Here is a 22,969-nt window from a genome sequence, read left to right as displayed (position 1 = left end):
ACTAGCGCTATATGACTAATGCTAACCTCCGCTCTCATCAGCTAAGCTCTCACAAATCGTGAGTGACTCGCTAGCAACAACAGCTAGCGCAAAAAACACGTCACTCTGTAGTATTGAATCCTCAGCTCAAGCCCGCAAAGTGAGCCCAATGAGTGAATCAATGCTAGTCAGCCATTGTTAGATAAGCCCGCAAATCCTCAAATTCTTTCTGCTCGCGATCTAAGAATAAAGGATCATCAATCAAGGATTTCTGGCACTCAGACTCAATCAACTGCCAATCTTGTTCAGTCAAGGTTTTGGCCAATAACGGGAATATTTCCCGCTCCTCCATTTGCATATGCCGCTCTTGTAATGCGACATAATCTGCAAAATCAACAATCAGTTTCTCACGGGCAACCACAATATCACTGAGGATCAGATTCAACGTCGTCATCAAAGCCGCCGATGCTTGGATCACTAACTCGTGTTCGGCACTCAACTTATCGATACTGTCATTGGCTTTATGCGCAAGATAGTAGGCATAAATAATGTCTTCAACCGGATGATGGCAACGCTCAGCATATCCTTGCATATATTCAACGATATCGCGTACCACGATGAAGTTGATTGACTCACCTTCTGACAGCTTCATCTGCTTGTTTTTTAAAACATTTAGCAATACAGCTATATGTTTATGATCATGCATGAGTCTTTTAAGCATAATGCCTCCTGGATATGGATCTGACTATTGATACTAGTCAAGTCGTAGACTAACACCAATATAGCAGGCTAAATCCTGTTCACTTTATGACGTTGATCAAGTAAATCACATACCAAACAGTAAACAGACCACAAACACTAACACGTCTATCCAAATCTCAGGGGCATTTAGCGGTTTTTCTCACCACGTTATGATTGATCATCACGCTTTTATTACTAAAACCACAACAACACACTTATTTAGCAAGCTGATGTAGCTGCTGTTGTAACTTTTTAAATTCCAGATGTTGTTCGCTTAGCAGCGCTTTATCTGCAGCCTCAACGGCGAGCAGTGGATAATCCTTAAGCAGTTGTTGCTCAAGCACCAATGCTTGCTCAGTCTCCTTCGCTTCGATGAAGGCATGTAACTGATGTAAAGACTCTGCGAGTGGCACTTTATCGATTTCTGAAGACTCAGCCGAGCTGGGTGCATTCATAGACCTTGCAGCGATAGCTGGGCTGCTTGCATCATGTTGTCGCTCAAGCGCACCCGCTGCGGCCTTCGCTTGCTGTATTTCATGTTTAGCCACGGCTTCTGCATGCATATTTGAGGATTGCAGTGCTTGCGTATCTGTCATTCTCGTCATGGCTTGTGGCGCCGGAGCACTCATCGCCATTGGACTTGGAGCCATGACATCTTCGATTTGCGGCCGATTAAGTACAAGTAAACCCACAACAAGCACCAAAGATGCCGCGCTCGATAACGCCCAAGGGTGACGTCGCCAAACAGAAGTTGGAGCTTCAACAGCAGTTATTTTGCTTTGATGCATTTCAGCTAAGTGAGTTTGCGCCAGCTGTAAGATATCTTGATCAAGTTGCTGCGGTGGAACTTCTAAAGCCTGTTGGCGATACCAAGCCAGCACTTCCTGTTGTAATGCGCGCTCATCGGCATTTGAAGATGAATTACTCATGACCCGCCTCCTGCCATTTCGCGCTAACGCAATCCTTTAGACTTTGGTAAGCGTAGCGAATACGGCTCTTAGTCGCTTCTAAAGTCACGCCCGCAATGTCGCTAATAATGGCAGCCGTAAAACCCATTTCAATGTTCAGGATAAATGCCTCTTTCTGGACTTGGGGTAACAGTGCGATACAGGTCTTTAGCAATAAACTCTTTTGCGCTTCTTGCCACTGCACGTCGGGCTTATCTTGCTCACCCGCCACAAAAGTATCGAGCCCAGTTTCGTCCTCATCAGTGGCGACTAAATCGACGGGCTTAACCGCTCGCACATGATCAATCAATAAGTTATGGGCGATACGATATAGCCAAGTAGTAAACTTAGCACTGGCCTCGTAGTTAGCCGCTGCGCGGATCACCCGTCCCCAAGTTTCTTGATATAAATCCTCAGCTAACTGCTTATCACCTAACTGGCGCACAAAGTAGCGATAAAGCGCGCCTTTGTGCTTCAGGTATAACTGCTCAAATGCTTTTGAATCGCCCTTGGCATAGCACAACATCAATTGCTCATCTGAGTGCTCATGGGTTGGTAATTGCGGTATTGCTAATGCCACGGGAAATTCCTCGTCATTTGGGTTAACCCCCTGTATTCACTTTTACTATTGTAATCTCTCATTACGCGGATTGCTCTTATCTCTCACTGGCTCGCCATGGAGTTTATCTTGGGGAGGAAAGGTTTATCCGAGCCATCGAATGTGTCCTTAATTGGCATCTGATTAGATTGCTCTATCGCCGCTGCGGTTTCCATTAACTGCACAAACTCATGACGATAACCAAAGGGATCATCCCCTAATGCTGAACGTGCGAGTAAGCTTAACTTAGTATAATCAAATTGATGTAGATAGTGACTGCCATTCAGTAATTGCCCTAGCCCTGCAACCGCGGCGGCAAATCTAAAATCATCACTTGCTTGCTCGAGCTGTTTAACGCTTTGATCTAACCTGATGGGATAACTCAGTAATTGGCTCTGCGTTTGCGCCGGCAACTTGTATCTCAATTTAAGGAAAGCAATTTCTTCACGGCTGTATTTCTCTTGCCCCATTTGAGCATCAACGCCATATCTAAGTTTATCATTCATCCTATTCCCGGCTTCAACGTACCTTAATTCATACAAGGCTGTTACTGTATGACCCGCGCCAATCTCGCCCGCATCCACCTTATCGTTATTAAAATCTTCCCGTGCTAAGGCGCGATTCTCATAGCCAATCAAACGGTATTCCGAGACTAAGGCCGGATTAAACTCCACCTGCACTTTCACATCTTTGGCGATAGTAAATAAGGTCGAACTCAACTCGTCCACCAGCACTTTTCGCGCTTCATTCAGCGTATCAATATAGGCATAGTTGCCATTGCCCTTGTCCGCCAATTGCTCCATCAGTTGATCGTTGTAATTGCCCAAACCAAACCCTAAGGTCGTTAGGCCAATACCATGATCTTTTTCCTTTGCAATCAAGGCAATCAAATCATCAAAATCTGTCACGCCAACATTGAAATCGCCATCGGTCGCGAGGATAACTCGATTTATGCCATTGGGGATAAAATGCTTTTTAGCCAATTGATAGGCTTGCGTGATCCCTTGCCCACCATTGGTTGAACCACCGGCACTTAATTGTTCTAACGCATAGGTCAAGGTTTGAGTGTCGTTCCCCGACGCGCCATCGAGCACCACACCAGCGGCCCCAGCATAAACCACAATAGAGACTCTATCCTGCGCGCTTAACTGCGCTGTTAGCAGCTTTAACGCCGTTTGCAGTAAAGGCAATTTATCCACTGACGCCATAGAGCCTGACACGTCGAGTAAAAAGACTAAGTTGCTGGCGCCTAACTGAGATTTAGGTAAGTCATAACCTTTAAGGCCAATCCGCAGCAGCATCATGTCATCGTTATAGGGTGAGGGAGCAAGCTCTGTCGTCACGCTAAACGGCGCCGAGTTTTTAGCGGGTAAGGGATAATCGTAGGCAAAATAATTGAGCATTTCCTCAACTCTGACAGTGCCTTTCTCGGGTAATCGCCCTTCCCTCAACATCCGTCTTAAGGTGGCATAACTGCCAGTATCGACATCGATGGAAAACGTCGATACCGGGATCTCCCCTGCCACCATGATGCCATTTTGCACTTGCTGCTCGAATTTATTTTGCGCTAACGGAATCGCGGCATAATCACGCGGCATTGGCGCTATGCTCATCCCCATCACAGCCCTATTGCTAGACATTTGCATCGGCGCCGCCACTCTCGTCATCTCAACCTTAGCGGCATCACGCATTTCAGCTTGGCGCTGCGACGCTTCTTGATGACGTTGCTCGGCTTGTCGATGTTCAACTTCGGCGCCTTTACCACCACAGGCAGTTAAACTCACTGCGACCAGTAATAGAGCAGCCGTATTGCTCGCCGATGGGATACCGTTTCCCCGTTGCAGGTAGAGAGTTGGATCGGAAACTGAAACAGTTTTTGGGGAATATTTTGTTTTCATGTGGAATGCCTTTGATGTTGACCTAAAGCTGTAAACGGCCCGCATTAGCAAAAGGGTTAAAACATCTCGATATTTTGCAAAACATGCTTAAATGAGAATCAAACCGCCTCCAAGCACACTATTTATACAAAACAAAGTATTTTCAATCGCTTTTGCTGGCAAGATCACACTGCACATTCAATCTGGCCACTAAAATAGAAGCTTGTTGCTAGCCTCGCTATGGGACCCTCTCGTGTCACACTCAGCTCATTTATTTTCCCTAAGGATCGCCCACGCACTCACAGAAGCTTGCGTGAAGGATAAGTATTCGTTTAAACGTTTTGGGCAAGATCTTCTTGCCGGTCTCACTGTGGGTATTATTGCAATTCCATTAGCGATGGCATTAGCCATTGCCAGTGGTGTTGCGCCTCAATACGGCTTGTATACCGCCATTGTCGGTGGCTTTATTATCGCCATGTCTGGCGGCTCACGTTACAGCGTGTCCGGCCCGACAGCGGCATTTGTGGTATTGCTCTACCCCATAGCCCAACAGTTTGGTTTAGCAGGATTATTAATCGCGACTGTGATGTCGGGAATGATACTCGTCGGCATGGCGACGCTGCGCCTTGGCCGGTTGATTCTGTATATTCCCGAATCCGTCACCTTAGGTTTTACCGCAGGGATTGGCGTAGTGATTGCCACCTTGCAGCTAAAGGACTTTTTCGGGCTCGAAATTGCCCATATGCCGGAGCAATATCTAGCCAAGCTAATGGCATTAGCCCAAGCGCTTCCTTCAATCCATTTGCCTAGCTTACTGGTTGCAAGCGCCACCTTAGCGACTATGCTACTTTGGCCTAAACTCAAAACACCTGTGCCAGCGCACCTTCCGGCAATCATACTCGGCACTATCCTCGCTTTGGTGCTCAATGCCATGGGCGCTGATATAGAAACCATAGGAACCCGTTTCCACTACCAACTGAGCGATGGCACCACAGGCATGGGGATCCCTGCGGTATTACCGAGTTTCGAGTGGCCTTGGCTGCAGGCAGGCGCCCATGGCCAAGCTTTTCAATTTAATCTCGCGACCTTTCAAGCCTTGTTACCTGCCGCCTTTGCCATTGCCATGTTAGGGGCGATTGAATCGCTGCTGTGTGCTGTGGTGCTCGATGGCATGACAGGTAAACGCCACAGTGCCAACAGTGAGTTACTGGGCCAAGGCATAGGTAATATCATCACGCCGTTTTTTGGTGGGATTCCAGCGACAGCAGCAATCGCCCGTAGCGCGGCGAACGTCAAAGCGGGCGCTCAGAGTCCAATTGCGGCCATGATCCACGCCATAGTGGTATTGTTTGGTTTAGTCGCCTTAGCGGGCGTGCTCGCCTACTTGCCGATGTCGGCCATGGCTGCCCTGCTACTCGTCGTAGCTTGGAACATGAGTGAGGCCCACAAAGCGCTGCATTTAGTTAAAACCGCGCCCACCAGCGATATCATGGTCTTTGTTAGCTGTTTTTCATTAACGGTTATTTTCGACATGGTCATTGCCATCAGTGTGGGGATCATTCTCGCGGCCTTGCTGTTTATGAAGGAAATTGCTGAGATGACAAGGCTTTACGATATCAGCACCAACAAGCGTTATGTCGATCAAGAGTTACCCGCCGATTGGGCCGTTCTCAAAATTAACGGGCCACTCTTCTTCGCCGCTGCCGATCGGATTTTCTCCGAAATCGCCAGTCTCACCGAAGATAAACAAGTGATAGTGCTGTATCTCGATGGGGTCTCGATTTTGGATGCCGGTGGCTTAGCCGCGCTGACAAAACTGATTGAAAAATGCAAAGCGAATAAAACTAAGCTCATTATTGCCGATCTACAGTTCCAGCCCATTCGAACGCTAGCAAGAGCCAAGATCCAGCCGATTGAGGGCGTGTTGAAGTTTTACTCGACCCTACGAGAAGCCATGGCCGAAGCGCCAGTTATCACTCAGCAAACAGAAATCACTGCGGATAAGCAGACACAGTAAACCAGCAGCGCAATTTCAGCGGCTTAATGCTGCTGACTTAAATCAAAGGCCAATCTCAGGATTGGTCTTTTTTATGGCTCAATTACTCAAGCCATTCATCACAGCAAAAGACGTTTTTTCGCTCGCAAAAACGGGCAGAAATGACGAGGATCATGGTATTATTCAGCGCCATGATGCTTGCTACCGGTGACGGCTAGACAAGCATCAACTGTACCTAGACCTGAAACAAGGTCAAAATATAATTAAAATTAGTGAGTTAAGGAGTTATCATGCAAGCCCTTGTTGCTGTTGTTATGGGTTCTAAAAGTGATTGGCCCACGATGGAAGCCGCCGCTGAGATAATGGATAAACTGCAAGTGCCTTATCATGTTGAAGTGGTTTCCGCCCATAGAACGCCAGATAAACTCATGGAGTTTGCAGCCTCTGCCGCCGATCGAGGTTTTAAAATCATCATTGGTGGCGCCGGTGGTGCTGCGCACTTACCCGGTATGATTGCCTCTAAAACTCGCTTACCCGTATTAGGTGTCCCAGTCCAAAGTAAAGCTCTGTCAGGTATGGATAGCTTATTGTCTATCGTTCAAATGCCAAAAGGCATCGCCGTTGGCACTTTAGCCATAGGCACAGCGGGCGCATTCAATGCGGGATTATTGGCCTGCCAAATCCTTGCGAATAACGATGCAGAATTAGCGGCTCGTGTTGACGCTTTCAGAGAAGAACAGACCCGTGCGGTACTGGACAATCCAGATCCGAGGGAAGTTTAATGACCCAGACAAACACTAAACCTAAGGTTTGGGTACTAGGTAATGGTCAGCTCGGCGCCATGTTGACCCACGCTGGTGAGCCATTAGCGATTGAAGTTAACGCCGTTGATATCATGACGCCTACGGATGAAATCCTGCCACTTGCGCCGCACGACATCATCACCGCCGAGCGCGAACAGTGGCCTGAATCCGCCCTTAGCTTACAACTCAGCTCACACCCCCATTTTGTTAATGGTCCGGTATTTAGCCGTTTAGCCGACCGTTTTAGCCAAAAAAGTCTACTCGACCAGCTCAGTGTTCCCACAGCGCCTTGGACCTTAGTTGACGATAACACCCAAGTCGATACCCTGTATCAGCACTATGGCCCAAGAGTCTTGATGAAACGCCGTACCGGTGGTTATGACGGTAAGGGTCAACATTGGCTTAAACAAGCCGAAGCGGGGGATATTCCAAACGATTGGCGTAACCTTGCAATTGCTGAGCAAGCGATTAATTTTGATGAAGAAGTATCATTAGTTGGCGTACGTACTCGCGAAGGCGAATGCGTGTTTTATCCGCTGACGCTGAACTTACATCAAGATGGCATTTTAATGGCGTCGATTTCGCCACTGGCACGCTTAAGCACTTTGCAAGCCCAAGCCGAAGCTATGCTCAGCGCCATTATGCACGAGCTTGAATACGTTGGCGTGATGGCGATGGAATGCTTCCGTGTTGGTGATGAGTTATTGGTGAATGAACTGGCACCGCGAGTGCACAACTCAGGCCATTGGACTCAAGCCGGAACCCATATGGATCAATTCCAGCTGCATTTGCGTGCACTTTGCGGAATTGCGATCCCGCAGCCACAAGTGAATTTTCAGTGTGTTATGGTCAATCTTATCGGTATCGATAATGATCCACGCTGGTTAGGTTTGCCTAATGCTGAGTTGTACTGGTACAACAAAGAAGTGCGCCCTGGTCGTAAAGTTGGCCATTTGAACCTATCAGTGCCCAATCAAACTGTGCTCAACCAGAGCATAGCCGCACTGCAAACGTGGATGCCCATCCAATACCAAGCTCCTTTAGCCTGGATATTGGCCGAATACGCAGAAAATTCGCGTTAATTCAGTATTTAGTACCAAAATCGCTGATATGAAATTGTTCGCAGTTTCATATCAGTTTATATTTCAATTTTCGTTATATACTTAACAGAACTCAGTGTGGATACGTTAGTGATGTATAGCATTCAATTGTGGCTAGCAATGACACGGATAAAGGAATACTCGAGTGAAATTAAGGGATAATTTCAAACGTAAGACCATAGATCGCTTAGATTATCGCTATCATCTGCTATTGCTCATCGTGCCGATATGTCTATTCGTCCTGCTATTTATCTTTAATGCACCCACAGAAGGTTGGACTATCCTGCCATTACTGTTTGTTTGCATCATTTACATTTTTGCCTACAGCCTAATTTACTATTTGCATCAAGGTCGTTTAACTCGACTGTGGGAGCATTTAGAGCAAGTCGTCACCATCAATGATGCCATTTACGAGCTCGCGCACCTCTCAAGCCATTATAAAAATGAGCATGCTTTTCTCGACGCCTTGCTCAACAAAGCCGTATACGTGATTAATGGTGCCGAAATGGGCAGCATCATTAAAGTCAACGAGGCCAATAACAAACTGCATTTCGAATCTGTGGTGGGGCTCGATTTAGCAAAACTCAGACAACTGGATTTTACCTTAGAGCAAACCTTTGAATATCGGCTCACTAAGGGGAGATGCGATCAGGTAGTTGTCATCAATGATATGAAAAATATCAATGCGGCCAGCACCTTAACTGAGGATGATCAAAAAGTGTTACTCACAGTGTCGAAGCAGCCGATACGCTCAACACTGTCTAGCCCTATCCGTATCGATGGCAAGCTCTATGGCATGCTCAATCTCGACAGCAGTAGCCTAGGCGCCTTTAGCGATTACGACCGCAACCTTGTCTCTATCCTGACCCACGAAGCCAGTAATGCCATTGCGCTCTATCAGAAGTCACAGCAGATCACTAAACTCGCAAATTTCGATCCCCTCACAGGGCTTTATAATCGTAAGAATTTTGAAGATGAACTGCACCACTGGCAGCACAAACCTCACCTTGGCAGCTTTTTGATTATTATCGATATGGATAATCTCAAGGCCATTAATGATGCCTATGGACACCAGACAGGCGATGTTGCCATTAAACGCACGGCCACAGCCATACTGACCTATTGGCAAAATAAAGGCATTATTTCCCGTTTTGGTGGCGATGAGTTTGTCGCTTTATGCCATGGGCCGCTAACCCAAATCGAGCAGGACTTAGATGATATGCGCAAAACCTTGAATCAAGGTTCAGAGCTTAGCCTCGCTTTTAGCTTTGGGATTGCACCCTTCGAAACCGATTGGTATCAATCCTTTAAGACTGCAGATCATGCCATGTATGAGCAAAAGCGCGCGAAGAAGAAAGCCATTAAAGCATTAGAAACTTTCGCGGTGAAAGCACAATAAGTCGATTGAAGTCAGGTACTACAGCCGCTATTAACAGGCCAATATCAAAAGTCAGTAAGTATTGAAGTTGAATATCAGGCTTGAATAACAGAGTTGAAGATTTGAGTTGACTATCTCAACTGATAATCTCGATTAACTCTCTCAATTAAATATCTAAGTTAAACACCTAAAATCAGCCACAGACTCTCATTCAAATGGCTAACAATGGGATCAAACTAAGCTCTAGCTAAGCTCTAGCCAAACCCTAACCCTAACCCTAACCCTAACCCTAACCAAAGAATAAGCGCCACAGCCAAGATGAATCCAAATCTTTTTGGCAGGTTTTATATTGCGCCGCGTAACGTTTAGATCGCGCATCCACTTTGTTAGCTACTTTCACTAACCACGCCTTAGACTTGTAACTGCCACGGCGATAACCGCCCCAGCCTTCGTGATAATTAAGATACTGGGCCCGCGCATCCCATTTAGACACGCCATTAATCTTATGGGTTTTACTGATAAACCAGCCCATAAAATCCATAGCATCATCGAAATCACTGCGGCTCGACCAATTGTTGCCCGTCTCACGCACATAATCATCCCACGTCATGGTCTTAGCCTGCGCATAACCATAGGCATCGCTGGCACGGCCAATAGGGATAAATCCTAGAAAGTATTCCATCGGTGGCGCGGCATTGTGCTTGAATGAACTCTCTTGATACATCATCGCCAACGGCACATGCACTGGCACGCCCCATTTGTCACGGGCGTCTTTAGCGGCATCGTACCAATCTCGGTGTTCTTGAAATATCTCACACAAATTTTCAGGAGACTTAGGCGGAGACGTCGCGCAACCAGACAAGATGCCGAGACTTGCGCAGAGTAAGATAGCGGAGGGTTTATTCATTAATATCATATTCTTTGGAGAGTTAGCTGGCTCCATGATGTCATAGACTCAGTCTGAGGCAAGCATAAAAAGCTTTTTTGCGCTTAGAAGATCTAAGCGCAAGGGGTAAATCAATCTGACTTAAATCGGATGTTGCTGGCTTAGCACTTGAGCTTAACGCTTTGGCTATTTCGTTTCGGGACTCAGCTCAAATTGACACTCATGCTCTTCTTGCTGCCACACACCAGGTTCCCAATATCCCGTGTCTTTGCCCATATAACGCTTATCGGTGTGAAATAGCGCACCGATATGATAACGCTGATGGCTCTCAACATTGAGCTTAAATACCTTAGGCGTTCGGGCGGCAAGCGTGACCGACAAGCTAGGATCATCAATCAGTTCCGCGACGGTAAACTCATATTCGCCGGGCGCTAGCTGATAATTGGGTTTAGAGACCACTGCCTGACCGTTTAAATGGGTCACGACGACGCGATACCAGTGAGTGCTGGCATCGGGCTGCAAATAACCCGACACAGTGCCACAGCCCAGTGGATCTTCTGGTGAAGCGGCGCAGCCTGATAATAAGGCACTGGCCCCAATCAAAGCTGCGCTGATACGCAAGCGAGTGAAAGAGAATAAGCCCTCTTTCACGACTGAGCCCCAAAGTAATCTTCCAGATAATCATCAAACGAAACTGAACGCTGCGCCGCTTCTAGCTCGGCCTGCTTGTTAAGCGAGCTGGATGCTTCGGCTTGATACTGCGCTATTGTCTCGCTCGACAAAGGATAATCAACAAAGAATTGATAGTATTGCTGCGCCAACGTCATCACCCACTGACCATGATCTTGGCCTTTGTTGATCACGTTTTGCAGCACTTGTCCAGACAGGGTCAAGTTAGGATCTTCAACCGCTTTACGCCAATGGGCTAACGCCACTTGATAATCCGTGGCCTCACCATCGAGCAATACCGCCAAAGGTTGCAAAGCATCAAACAACTCTTCTAACCAAGATTTAAGCGAACGTGAACCGTCTGCGGTTAATAACTCAAGCCCAGGTTTACGGCCTTCAAGCACCACAGCTTTAAGATTCGCGCTTAATCTCGCCTCTTCGCTGGCTTCAGACTTAGGCGACTGCGTTAATAAACAATAGAGTAGGAATAAATCGAGGAAGCGCACTTGGGTCGCCTCAATGCCAATCGGGCTAAATGGATTAACATCTAAAGCACGTACTTCAATGTATTCCACCCCTGCACGGGCTAAGGCTTCTGACGGCTTCTCACCACTGCGCGTCACCCGTTTTGCACGAATTGGCGAGTAGAACTCGTTTTCAATCTGCAATACGTTGGCATTGAGCTGACGATACTCACCATCGACTTTAACGCCGATATTGGCAAAGTTTGCCGAAGGCATTTTAATGGCCGCATTCACGCCAGCCAGATACTCAGGCAAAGAGTTATAGCTGATATTCAGCTCTTCTTGCTCTTTGTTGGTGTAGCCTAAATCGCTCATACGCAACGAAGTCGCAAAGGGTAGATACAAAGTACCGTGGCCCGTTTTTTCAAACTTAAGGTCGGTTTTTTGATCTTTAATGAAAGAGCTACATAATGCCGGTGAGGCGCCAAATAAATAAGGTAGCACCCAGACTAAACGACGGTAGTTACGGATCAAGCCAAAATAGGATTCTGAAATAAAATCATCGTAGCTTAATTGCTTATCGCTCAATTCATACAGGCTTTGCCATAGTTCTTGCGATACAGAAAAGTTAAAGTGCACCCCAGAAATAATCTGCATCAAGGCGCCGTAACGATAGGTTAAGCCCTTACGATATAAGGTTTTCATCATGCCAGTATTTGATGAACCATAACGAGCAACAGGGATCTGTTTCTCGTCCTTCACATAACAAGGCATGCTCACAGGCCACAGGCGCTGACCATTTAAATGGCGCACGCTGAAGGCGTGAGTTTCAGTTAATCCGTTTAGCAATTGCTCAACATTGTTATGTACCGGAGTAATAAACTCGAGCAAGGCCTCACTGTAATCCGTCGTAATACGCGAATGCATTAACGCTGAGCCTAAGGCTTCAGGATGCGAATCGGTGGCGAGATAACCCGACTCATCAATCCGCAACGCCTCACGTTCTATGCCACGTAACATACCCAAGAGTGCGGTGCGCCCATGGACGTCCGAGAGATGTTGTACTAATTCATTGAATGACTTCAATTTGCGCTTCTCTAATTGGTGATTCGCTATCGCGACAAGGTTAACAGTCAGACCTTTATTTTGAGGCTTATCTTGCAAAATACGCCTCAAAATAAATCTAAACCTGTCTGTGGGGCAAGCCAAATTCACAACTTGTACTGTTAAAAGCAGACGGTGACAGCTAATGCTGTCACCGTCTTTCGATGTAAATCCGGTAAATATGTGACGAATAGTCGTTAATTAACGTACACGTCTCTCACCTATATAAGGGCGAAATACCAATTTACAATACTAAAGTTTCAATTGGATAGCCCAACGCCGCTAAATCTGCTTCGATTTTTGCTTTATCTCCCACCACTAGAATCACCATTTTATTGATATCTAGCTCGGAAGCCGCGAGGGCATTGAGTTCATCTTTTGTTACAGTATTAATGATCTTGTCCTGTTGAGTCGTAAAATCTTGGCTCAATTGGTAACGTTGGATCATGCGCATAAAGCCCGCTTTTTGATACGGCGTTTCATAATCAAGTGCTTGACCTTGCGAGACTGAATTTCGCATAAAGGCAAGTTCAGTATCCGTCATACCCTTTTGCTGGTACGCACTGATTTCTTTTACAAACTCAGTGAGTGCTTTCGCCGTCACGTCACTGCGAACGTTACTTGATGCGACAAAATCACCGACTTCAGCGCCGCCTGCAAAACTGGTACGAGCACCATAGGTATAACCTTTATTCTCACGTAAATTCAGGTTAATACGACTATTGAATGCGCCGCCTAGCGGGTAGTTCATCAGGTAAGATTTAAAGTAATCGCCAGTGGCATCATAGGACAATGCGCGCTTGGCGATATTGATCACCGATTGCGCCGCGCCGGGTTTATCAATCAGATAAATCGTACCGCCTTTTAATGCTGGGAATGGCTTAAGTGGCGGCACCACAACGGCAGCCCCTTGCCACTGACTCAATCCCGCTAACTTAGGCAATAATGCTGATTCAGGTAAATTGGCGACTGTGACGATTTTAGCGTTACCGCCTTGATACTGCTGGGCATAAAACGCTTTTACATCGGCTAACGTGAGCGCCGCGACTGAATCGAGTGTACCTATGTCATTCACGCCTAAGGCATTGTCTTTACCGTATAACAAAGACGACAACGCCGTATCAGCAAGGTAGCTAGGATCAGACTGCATATGCTGGATCTGCTGTAACTGCTGCTGTTTTACTCGGGTAAAGTCCGCTTCGTTGAAGGCTGGCTGGAAGAGCTTTTCTTCCATAATAGCCAGCGTCTCATCTAAATGCGCTGTCAGCGTCGATATTTTAATCGCACTTTGATATTCAGAGGCACTAAAGTCGACTGAACTGCCGAGCATTTCTAACGCTTGCGAAAGCGCTTCACTGCTGCGTTTCTGGCTCGACTCATTAAGCATTTCTGCGGTCAGCGTCGCTAAGCCCGCTTTTTCAACTGGTACCAGTCTATGGCCGCCATTAAGGTACACAATCAGCTCAACCGTAGGCGTTTCAGTGCTTTGTGTCCCCATGACTTCTATGCCATTGGCTAAGGTTTTTGTCCATATTGTCGGAACCTTTAACACAGGTGCAGCGCCTGATGCGGGCATCTTAGTCCGATCAAAACTTGAAACGAGTTCAGGCTTTGGTAAATCCCCTTCTACCGCCGTTTGCGCAATGGGCAAGGTCGCGGGCGTGAAGTTATCGGCATGGGCGATAAGTGACGTCATACCCTGCGGCACCACACTCATCACTACCATAGGCTTATTTTTAATGTATTGCTTGAACACGCGCATCACATCGTCTTTGGTCACATTGGCATAACGACTCAAATCTGAAGCTATCATGTTCGGATTGCCCGACAGCGTTTGATTCATTGCTAAGGCAGACACTTTGCCAGAAACACTTTGCAGGCTGTAAATGGTATCGGCCTCAAACTGCACTTTGACTTTTTGCAAATCGTCATCGGTAACGCCACGTTGCTCAAACTCCTTAATCGAGTCGAGGATACGTTGTTCCAGATCCGCCAGTTTGCCACCCTTTTCAGGATTAGCTAAAGCATAAATCGACATCTGACACGCCAGCTCTTGGCAAGGGTGGCTGACATTGGCCTGCACGGCATAGCCATCTTTCACCAAGTTTTTATATAACAAGGATGTTTTGCCGCCGCCTAAAATATTGGCTAACAGATCGAGCGCAGCTTCATCAGGATGCCTTGCGTATACGGTTGGAAAACCAATACGGATCAAAGGCAAGTGCACTTGATCTTCCATGGAGATGTAACGCGTTTTATCTAAGTTAACCAGCGCCTTTTGCTCTAATGAGACTTCAGGGCCACGGGGGATTTCACCAAAATATTTGTTCACCCAGGCTAAGGTCTGCATCTCATCGAAATCGCCACCTATGGTCAGGGTTGCATTGTTAGGCCCATACCAACGTTGGAAAAAGTGTTTAACATCATCAACTGTGGCGCGATTAAGATCGTCCGGCCAGCCAATCACAGGCCAAGAATAAGGATGACCGACAGGATACATGGCTTGGCTAAAACGCTCACTCATGCGGCCATAGGGCTGATTGTCGATACGTTGCGCACGTTCGTTTTTCACTGTCTCGCGCTGCACTTCAAATTTTTCACTGGTGAGCGCTGGCAATAAAAAGCCCATACGGTCCGACTCAAGCCACAGCATTTTCTCTAATTGATTGCTGGGTACGGTTTCAAAGTAGTTGGTTCTGTCGGTATTGGTCGTGCCGTTTAAGGTGCCGCCAGCTTCGGTAACCACTTCAAAATGTTGTTCATCGGCGACGTGCTGCGAGCCTTGGAACATCATGTGTTCAAATAAATGCGCAAAACCCGAACGGCCAGCCAATTCACGGGCAGAGCCCACATGATAAGTGACGTCGACATGCACTAAGGGATCGGAATCATCTTGATGCAAAATAACCGTTAACCCATTGGCTAATTGGTACTTTTTGTAGGGGATCCCTACATGCGAATCGGCCAGTTGCACATTTTCAATAAGTTTAACGCCTGCGGGCAAGTTCGCCGTAGTCGTTTCAGATGCACAGCCCGCGAGTGCGGCAGAAATTGCGACCGCTAATATCCATTTCTTCAAAACATTCCCCTCATACATCAATGGGTCAAAAATACAGCTTAATAATCATAGTGCTGCGTATAGTCATCGCTGTGTAGCGTCATAGTACGCTTATTCACAGTCCGCTGAGTCAAAGTCCGTAGAATAAAGTGCGCTTAAATGATTAAGCATTGGGATTTATGACTCGCAAAATTGACACTAAGTTCCTATCTATACAGTAAATTCAGTCTAAACGGAAAAACACTCCCCGCCCTTGACCATTAAATGCATCCTAACGCCATCATGCCATCCATTGCAGCACGGCAGCGGCAACAATTAAGTAACGAATTGTTTTACCAATTAAAATCATCAGCAAAGAGGACATTAGCGGCAACCTCACCCAGCCCGCCAATAAACAGAGAATATCGCCGATAACCGGTGCCCATGAGAGTAAAAGCGCCCACACGCCGTAGCGTTCAATCATGGCGAGCCCCTTTGCGTGTTTACCTGTCGCTAACGCTTCTGGTGATTTTGCGAGGCGACCTAAGCGGCCTAAATAAAAACTGGTCATCGCGCCCAACGTGTTGCCAATACTGGCCACCACGACCAGCGCAACCCAAGCCTCTGGGTTTTTGTTTAATAGCGCCACGAGTAAGACCTCAGATCCCCCCGGTAACAAAGTCGCCGCTAAAAAAGCGCCGGAGAACATAATGCCTAACTCAGTCATAATGGCTTACTCAATGATAAATCTCTCTTTTTGTATTCGATGCAATTAAGCTTGCTACGGGTTAATCGAATGTTTCACTTAATCTTTTTACAACAAACTCACTTATCACAATAAGTTATAAGAAAAACGGTTTGTTATAACCCTAGCTCTGTCGATACAATGGTTTAACTATGGCAATCAATGACCATGCGCATGACTGAGAGCGCGTTAACATCACGCTCAACTCGTTGAATACGAATCCTATCATCGCAGGTCTATTGGCTCACTCTTAATTTATTTTTCTGGAATATGCATGATCCTTCAAACCATTAGCCGCATTCCGTTTTGGCAAAAAGTCTTAGCAGGCTTTATCTTAGGTGCGCTCGTTGGCGTTATTTTAGGTGAAAGCGCGACAGTGCTAAAACCACTCGGTGATCTGTTCATTGGCGCCATTAAGATGTTGGTCGCGCCTTTGGTCTTTTGTGCCATTGTCGTCAGTATCACATCGCTCGGCTCGCAAACTAGCCTGAAACGCTTGAGCCTTAAAACCTTAGGCATGTTCATGTTGACAGGCACGATTGCCTCGCTGATCGGCTTAGCCGTAGGTTCGATGATCGACATGGGCGGCACTATGCAGCTCACGGCAACGGAAGTGCGCGAGCGTAATATTCCCGGTTTTGCACAAGTGTTGCTCGACATGATCCCTGTCAACCCTTTCGCCTCACTGGCTGAAGGCAAGGTACTGCAAATTATCGTGTTTGCCGCGTTAGTGGGTATCGCTATCAATAAAGTCGGCGAGAAGGCTGAGCCGCTAAAACGCACCATAGAAGCGGGCGCAGAAGTCATGTTCCAACTGACTCGCATGGTCCTAAAACTAACCCCTATCGGCGTGTTTGGTTTAATGGCTTGGGTTGTCGGTGAATACGGTTTATCGACCTTACTGCCGTTAGGTAAGTTTATTGGGGCTATCTACATTGCCGCCTTTATCCACATCATCTTTGTTTACGGTGGCTTAGTGAAATTTGTCGGTGGTTTAAGCCCACTGCAATTTTTCCGCAAAGCTATGCCGGCGCAGTTAGTCGCCTTTAGTACTTCTTCAAGTTTCGGAACTTTACCTGCGAGTACTCGCGCGGTCGAAACCATGGGCGTATCAAAGCGTTATAGCGCCTTTGTGATGCCATTAGGTGCGACGATGAACATGGACGGTTGTGGGGGGATTTACCCTGCGATTGCCGCTATCTTCATCGCCCAGATTTACAATATTCCGCTCGATACACTGGACTATGTGATGATTGCCGTGACTGCGACCGTCGCTTCTGTTGGTACCGCTGGCGTGCCAGGAAGTGCAATGGTGATGTTAACTGTGACCTTAGGTGTGATTGGTCTGCCACTTGAAGGCATTGCCTTTATCGCCGCGATTGACCGTATTATCGATATGATCCGCACGGCAACGAACGTGACGGGCGATATGATGACAGCAGTCGTGATTGGTAAATCAGAAAATGAACTCGATGAAGCGCAGTTTTATTCGAACGATAACCAAGACATTACACCTGTGAATTCGCAGCAATAACAATACTGGATCGAAGCCACTGCGCTAAACCACCAGTAACATTAGGTAAATTACGCAGATGATGTAAATCAAGAGACCGCTTAGGCGGTCTTTTTTATTATCCAGCAAACGGCCTTTAATCCGTCGGCTTTAAAGCCCTAATCAACTCCAACGGTCCTCATCAGCTGCAAAATAGGTTACCCAAATAAGATCAAGCTGTTAGACTCTGAAGCCACTCTAACTCACATTTTAGCAGAACAGACAATGACGAGACTCTTTCTTATCCCGCTGATCCTATGTTTGTTTTGGGCGTTATTTTTAAAAGCCAACAAACTCACGCTAAAACAAGGCAGACGAGGTTTTATCTACATTATCGGCATAGGCGAAGGGATGATTTTAATCCTCATCACGTTAATGTGGTTAACGGCTTAGCAAAAGGCCAACTCAATACTGAGTTGGCCTTAGTGATAAAACTAAGCTAACGATTGGAAGATGTTCAAAGCTCAGTTAACCCAAATCGGTTAACCCAAATCGGTTAACTCAGTGATTAACCCAATCAGTTACCCAAGAACAGCAAGTAAAATCCCCGCCGCCACAGCAGAGCCTAACACCCCCGCCACATTGGGCCCCATAGCATGCATCAGCAGGAAGTTATGTTGATTCGCTTCCAATCCCACTTTGTTGACGACTCGCGCCGCCATAGGCACAGCCGATACCCCTGCGGCGCCAATCAGCGGATTCACTTTACCGCCCGACAGCTTACACATCAGCTTTGCCATCAACACCCCCGCGGCAGTACCAACACCGAAAGCCAAGGCACCCAAAACCAGAATCCCTAAGGTTTCCAGCCGCAGGAATTGATCCGCGGATAACTTAGAACCCACAGCTAACCCTAAGAAAATCGTGACGATATTAATAAGCTCGTTCTGCGCCGTTTTCGATAATCTATCCACTACGCCCGATTCGCGCATCAAGTTACCAAGGCAAAACATGCCCACTAACGGCGTGGCCGCGGGTAAGAAGAGGATCGTTAATCCCAGCACCATCAAAGGGAAAATGATCTTTTCTTTTTTACTGACGTCGCGCAGCTGCTCCATTTTAATTTCGCGCTCAGCTTGGGTTGTCAGTAAGCGCATGATCGGCGGTTGAATAATAGGGACTAACGCCATATAGGAATAAGCCGCGACCGCAATCGCCCCCAATAACTCAGGCGCCAGTTTGGAGGCGAGGAAAATCGCCGTAGGTCCATCAGCACCGCCAATAATCGCAATGGCCGCCGCGTCCTTCATGGTGAACTCAAAGCCCGGCACTAAGTTCAGCGCTATCGCACCAATCAATGTCGCGAAAATCCCAAACTGCGCCGCCGCCCCTAACAACAGGGTTTTAGGATTGGCAATCAAGGCACTAAAGTCGGTCAGCGCGCCGACGCCCATAAAGATCAACAGTGGGAACACCCCAGTCTCAATCCCCACATGATAGGCGTAATACAGCATGCCACCTTCTTCGGTAAATCCCGCATGGGGAATGTTCGCCAGTACTGCACCAAAACCAATGGGCAGCAACAACAAAGGCTCAAATCCACGCACGATGGCGAGATACAAGAGCAAAGCGCCCACTGCCATCATCAACACTTGCCCGCCAGTAAAGTGAGCAATACCTGTCTCGGCCCAAAAAGCCATTAAACCTTCCATAATGACTCCTACGCCAAGGCCAAGGCCAGTAATTGAGAACCCACAGACACTGAGTCGCCTTCTTTCACCCAGAGCTTAGCAATAATGCCATCGCCCTGAGCACGAATTTCAGTTTCCATCTTCATCGCCTCAAGGATGATCACGACATCGCCTTCGCACACTCTATCGCCTGGAGAAACATGCACTTTGAAGATGTTGCCCGACAGAGGCGCGCTCATTTCGAGGCGGATCTCACCATGGTTCGCCGTTGGCGTAGTGCTCGCCGTAGCAGTTTGCACGGCATGAACACTTTGGCCCTGTGGTTGGATTTTCGAGATCTCACCGCCTGCGGCGACTTCAACTACGTACTCTTGCCCTTCGACAGTCACAGTGTAGGTTTCAGGTCCACGATCCGCAGCATTAGTAGCAAGTGCCGCAGTCAGCTCAGGTTTAGGCTCGAAGGCGCTTGGATCGTCACGATTCTTTAAGAACTGTAATCCTATTTGTGGGAAGAGTGCATAGGTCAGCACATCATCGTCATGCTCTGAAGATAGGCGAATGCCTTGTTCCTGTGCTTTATAAGCTAACTCAAGCCGTAACTTAGCCAGCTCTGGCGTTAATAAATCCGCAGGGCGACATGTAATAGCTTCAGCCCCTTGCAACACTCTGGCTTGCAATGCGGCATCTACTGGCGCAGGCGTCGCGCCATATTCCCCCTTAAGCACGCCCTCAGTCTCTTTGGTCAGTGACTTGTAACGCTCACCCATTAGCACATTAATGACCGCCTGCGAGCCGACAATCTGCGATGTGGGCGTCACTAACGGCAAGAAACCTAAGTCAGCACGAACGCGGGGGATTTCTTCCAATACCAAGTCCATCTTATCGGCCGCGCCCTGTTCCTTTAGTTGGCTCTCCATATTGGTCAGCATGCCACCAGGCACTTGTGCACGTAAAATCCGCGAATCGATGCCTTTCAGTGCGCCTTCAAACTTAGCGTACTTCTTACGCACTTCACGGAAATAAGCAGCAATCTCCTCAAGCAACACCATGTCGTAACCCGTTGCGCGATCAGTATCTTCCACCATAGCGATAACGGTTTCAGTTGCAGTATGTCCATAGGTTTGACTCATCGACGAAATTGCCGTATCGAGCACGTCAATACCCGCTTCAATGGCTTTCTGATAAGTGGCAGTACTCAACCCTGTCGTCGCATGACAATGCATAGATAACACGAGTTGTGTCTGAGATTTGAGTCGGCTAATAAGCTCAAACGCTTCCATCGGCTTAAGTAAGCCCGCCATATCTTTGATGCACAAAGAATCGCATCCCATATCTTCGAGACGTTTTGCCATATCAACCCACGTCTCTATGGTATGCACTGGACTCGTGGTATACGAAATCGTCCCCTGCGCATGGCCGCCAACTTGGCGCACTGCTTTCACCGCAGTCTCGAGGTTTCGAACATCGTTCATCGCATCGAAAATACGAAATACATCGACGCCATTGGTATGGGCGCGCTCAACAAAACGCGTGACTAAATCATCGGCATAATGGCGATAACCTAAGAGGTTTTGGCCACGCAGTAACATTTGCTGCGGCGTATTCGGCATGGCCTTTTTCAGCTCACGAATTCGATCCCAAGGATCTTCACCAAGATAACGAATGCAGGCATCAAAAGTTGCACCGCCCCAAGATTCCAGTGACCAGAAGCCGATCTTATCGAGTAGTGGCGCTATCGGTAACATGTCATCAATGCGTAAGCGCGTCGCTAAAATGGATTGATGCGCGTCCCGCAAAACGACATCAGTTAAAAATAATGGCTTAGCCACTGCCGTCGTAGAATTAGATACAAAAGTCATACTGCTCCCCATTACTTAATCTGTGAACGATACTGCTTTACCGCCAATGAAATCGCAGCGACCACATTGGGGTCTAAAGGCTTAGCATCAGATTGCACTACCCTCTGCTGACTTTTAGCATGATTTTTAGCAAAACCTGCAGAGGCAGCATCGACTGCACACCAGCGCGCAACCACATGGATCCCAAGGATTAGTACACTTAAAAATAAATACACTAAGCCCATCCCCAAAAACATAATGCCAACGGCATCCAATAAAGATTGCGTTACATCCTCCATAGCTCCCCTACCCCTTACTCTCTCAATCCCTATCAGCAGTACGATTGCCCCAAACCATCGCTATCGCATTACAAGTTCAACATTCAATCGGTTGAGCGGTTTACAAACTATGGGTCTCTCGTAGACAGACCCATAGCGACCACCAAACCAAAGAATCTTTGAATAAAAAATCACATTTAAAAACTAATAACTCACGCAACAAGAAAATCAGCTTGAACTTAACCCGCTACAAACATAACCAATTGATAACAAAAACACCATGCGAATGTAAATTGGTCTTACCAATATTAAATAAACCCAAAGGCGGCCAGTCAATAATCCTCATAAATCGGGCAATTAATTCAATATTCCATAATGAAATACCCACTATGCTGGATTTAAGTCGAAATGATGTCCTAGGCTAAAAAATGATTCCTAAATTGAAGACAACGGGCATAGGAATAATCCAAGTGAAAAAGTATGCAGATTTAACAATCCAAGTCACTGCTATTTGATTCTGAGAGAAGATAAAAATGAATTTCGTTCTGAAGGCATTAATTGAAGAAGAGGAATGGGATCAATCTAACAAATTAAATCATCCATTTTGACAACTTAGATATCCCCTTGATACCAACACGAAGCGTTGCTAGAGGCTCAATACGGTTTGTTGTGGAGCGGCTATCTTGAAAGATAAGCCACAGTGCTACCCGAGGTAGACCTTAGGCTCTTAGCTATTCGCAGGATTAATACCAATCGTATTTAATATCTGTTCATTCAGCGGGAATTCAACGCGCTTTAAACAAGGCGAAGGCTTGAAGGCATAGTGGTGCTCTGTCGAAAGCCTTAAACGCAGTATAAAGCGCGTTGTCATACCGTTAACAGTTAGCCGCCCTTCGGCATCCCACTCCGGTGTTGCATTAACTTAAAAGGGAATAACCATTTCTGCGTCAATGCGCCTTGGATTGAAATGCCTGTGAGGCTCTGAACTGATTAGATATTTAATCTGATTGGTATAAGCAATAGGACAAGAACGAAATAAGGAAGCCTAGGATCGACAAGGAACTCAGCAATTAAAAAATGAGCTGGTGAGCTGGTGAGCTGGTGAGCTGGTAAGCTGGTGAGCTGGTGAGCTGGTGAGCTGGTGAGCTGGTGAGCTGGTGAGCTGGTGAGCTGGTGAGCTGGTGAGTAAAAATAGTGGGGAAACATGCAAGTTGGAAGAAAAATATATCAATTTCTGCAAATTACAGACGCAAAAAAGCCAGCTTATTCAGCTGGCTTCGTTACATCTCAATGAGATAATTAGGCGCTTGGCGATGACCTACTCTCACATGGGGAGACCCCACACT

General features: G+C 47.0%; 17 protein-coding genes and 1 pseudogene. 6 read left to right on the top strand and 12 right to left on the bottom strand.

What is annotated here, in order from left to right:
* Positions 1 to 163: 163 nt before the first annotated feature.
* The 4 genes and pseudogenes from BM607_RS00085 to BM607_RS00070 all read right to left on the bottom strand — a co-directional run bounded on the left by BM607_RS00085 (position 164) and on the right by BM607_RS00070 (position 4,163).
* Complete coding sequence (locus tag BM607_RS00085; RefSeq protein ID WP_012088517.1) at positions 164 to 700, bottom strand: hemerythrin domain-containing protein; 537 nt, start codon at positions 698 to 700, stop codon at positions 164 to 166.
* 235 nt (positions 701 to 935) lie between these two features.
* The gene (locus BM607_RS00080) at positions 936 to 1,649 is read right to left on the bottom strand and encodes a hypothetical protein (protein ID WP_071939268.1); all 714 of its coding nucleotides are present in this window, start codon (positions 1,647 to 1,649) and stop codon (positions 936 to 938) included.
* Entirely contained in the window at positions 1,642 to 2,247 is a 606-nt protein-coding gene (locus tag BM607_RS00075; protein WP_006080615.1) for a sigma-70 family RNA polymerase sigma factor, read from the bottom strand. The genes BM607_RS00080 and BM607_RS00075 overlap by 8 nt, the downstream gene beginning before the upstream one ends.
* Before the next feature lie 45 nt (positions 2,248 to 2,292).
* Positions 2,293 to 4,163: pseudogene (locus tag BM607_RS00070) on the bottom strand (VWA domain-containing protein).
* A 232-nt stretch (positions 4,164 to 4,395) separates the two neighbouring features.
* Here BM607_RS00070 and dauA point away from each other — a divergent pair.
* The 4 genes from dauA to BM607_RS00050 all read left to right on the top strand — a co-directional run bounded on the left by dauA (position 4,396) and on the right by BM607_RS00050 (position 9,440).
* Positions 4,396 to 6,159, top strand: coding sequence for a C4-dicarboxylic acid transporter DauA (gene dauA / locus BM607_RS00065; protein WP_087486461.1), 1,764 nt, complete (start codon positions 4,396 to 4,398; stop codon positions 6,157 to 6,159).
* Between the two features lie 269 nt (positions 6,160 to 6,428).
* A complete protein-coding gene (gene purE / locus BM607_RS00060) occupies positions 6,429 to 6,920 on the top strand; it encodes a 5-(carboxyamino)imidazole ribonucleotide mutase (protein ID WP_006084961.1) in 492 nt (163 codons plus the stop codon).
* Complete coding sequence (gene purK, locus BM607_RS00055) at positions 6,920 to 8,023, top strand: 5-(carboxyamino)imidazole ribonucleotide synthase (RefSeq protein ID WP_071939269.1); 1,104 nt, start codon at positions 6,920 to 6,922, stop codon at positions 8,021 to 8,023. The genes purE and purK overlap by 1 nt, the downstream gene beginning before the upstream one ends.
* A 163-nt stretch (positions 8,024 to 8,186) precedes the next feature.
* Positions 8,187 to 9,440 carry a sensor domain-containing diguanylate cyclase gene (locus tag BM607_RS00050; RefSeq protein ID WP_071939270.1) on the top strand — a complete coding sequence of 418 codons (1,254 nt, stop codon included), beginning with the start codon at positions 8,187 to 8,189 and terminating at the stop codon, positions 9,438 to 9,440.
* A gap of 268 nt (positions 9,441 to 9,708) precedes the next feature.
* Here BM607_RS00050 and BM607_RS00045 read toward each other — a convergent pair whose 3' ends face one another.
* The 5 genes from BM607_RS00045 to BM607_RS00025 form a co-directional block, all read right to left on the bottom strand.
* Complete coding sequence (locus tag BM607_RS00045) at positions 9,709 to 10,326, bottom strand: hypothetical protein (protein ID WP_272942047.1); 618 nt, start codon at positions 10,324 to 10,326, stop codon at positions 9,709 to 9,711.
* Between the two features lie 165 nt (positions 10,327 to 10,491).
* On the bottom strand, positions 10,492 to 10,956 hold the full coding sequence (locus BM607_RS00040) for a hypothetical protein (protein WP_006080606.1): 465 nt from the start codon (positions 10,954 to 10,956) through the stop codon (positions 10,492 to 10,494).
* Positions 10,953 to 12,602 (bottom strand): glutamate--cysteine ligase, encoded by a 1,650-nt coding sequence (gene gshA, locus BM607_RS00035; protein ID WP_071939271.1) that lies wholly within the window; start codon positions 12,600 to 12,602, stop codon positions 10,953 to 10,955. The genes BM607_RS00040 and gshA overlap by 4 nt, the downstream gene beginning before the upstream one ends.
* A gap of 184 nt (positions 12,603 to 12,786) precedes the next feature.
* Positions 12,787 to 15,639 (bottom strand): pitrilysin family protein, encoded by a 2,853-nt coding sequence (locus tag BM607_RS00030; RefSeq protein ID WP_071939272.1) that lies wholly within the window; start codon positions 15,637 to 15,639, stop codon positions 12,787 to 12,789.
* 241 nt (positions 15,640 to 15,880) lie between these two features.
* The gene (locus BM607_RS00025; RefSeq protein WP_071939273.1) at positions 15,881 to 16,306 is read right to left on the bottom strand and encodes a YqaA family protein; all 426 of its coding nucleotides are present in this window, start codon (positions 16,304 to 16,306) and stop codon (positions 15,881 to 15,883) included.
* A gap of 292 nt (positions 16,307 to 16,598) precedes the next feature.
* On the opposite strand from BM607_RS00025, the gene BM607_RS00020 reads away from it, so the two are divergent.
* Both BM607_RS00020 and BM607_RS21870 read left to right on the top strand, forming a co-directional pair.
* The gene (locus BM607_RS00020; protein WP_071939274.1) at positions 16,599 to 17,858 is read left to right on the top strand and encodes a dicarboxylate/amino acid:cation symporter; all 1,260 of its coding nucleotides are present in this window, start codon (positions 16,599 to 16,601) and stop codon (positions 17,856 to 17,858) included.
* Positions 17,859 to 18,101: 243 nt separating this feature from the next.
* The gene (locus BM607_RS21870; protein WP_006080601.1) at positions 18,102 to 18,269 is read left to right on the top strand and encodes a hypothetical protein; all 168 of its coding nucleotides are present in this window, start codon (positions 18,102 to 18,104) and stop codon (positions 18,267 to 18,269) included.
* 128 nt (positions 18,270 to 18,397) lie between these two features.
* Here BM607_RS21870 and BM607_RS00015 read toward each other — a convergent pair whose 3' ends face one another.
* Genes BM607_RS00015 through BM607_RS00005 form a run of 3 tightly spaced genes read right to left on the bottom strand, consistent with a single transcriptional unit; the run spans position 18,398 to position 21,644 of the window.
* Entirely contained in the window at positions 18,398 to 19,528 is a 1,131-nt protein-coding gene (locus BM607_RS00015) for a sodium ion-translocating decarboxylase subunit beta (protein ID WP_012088510.1), read from the bottom strand.
* A gap of 8 nt (positions 19,529 to 19,536) precedes the next feature.
* Complete coding sequence (oadA, locus tag BM607_RS00010; protein ID WP_071939296.1) at positions 19,537 to 21,366, bottom strand: sodium-extruding oxaloacetate decarboxylase subunit alpha; 1,830 nt, start codon at positions 21,364 to 21,366, stop codon at positions 19,537 to 19,539.
* 11 nt (positions 21,367 to 21,377) lie between these two features.
* Positions 21,378 to 21,644 carry an OadG family transporter subunit gene (locus tag BM607_RS00005; protein ID WP_071939275.1) on the bottom strand — a complete coding sequence of 89 codons (267 nt, stop codon included), beginning with the start codon at positions 21,642 to 21,644 and terminating at the stop codon, positions 21,378 to 21,380.
* Between the last annotated feature and the right edge of the window lie 1,325 nt (positions 21,645 to 22,969).

It is taken from the genome of Shewanella sp. SACH (genome assembly GCF_001887095.2).
GTDB classification, from domain to species: Bacteria; Pseudomonadota; Gammaproteobacteria; order Enterobacterales; family Shewanellaceae; genus Shewanella; species Shewanella baltica.
This window is presented reverse-complemented; position numbering and strand designations above follow the sequence as displayed.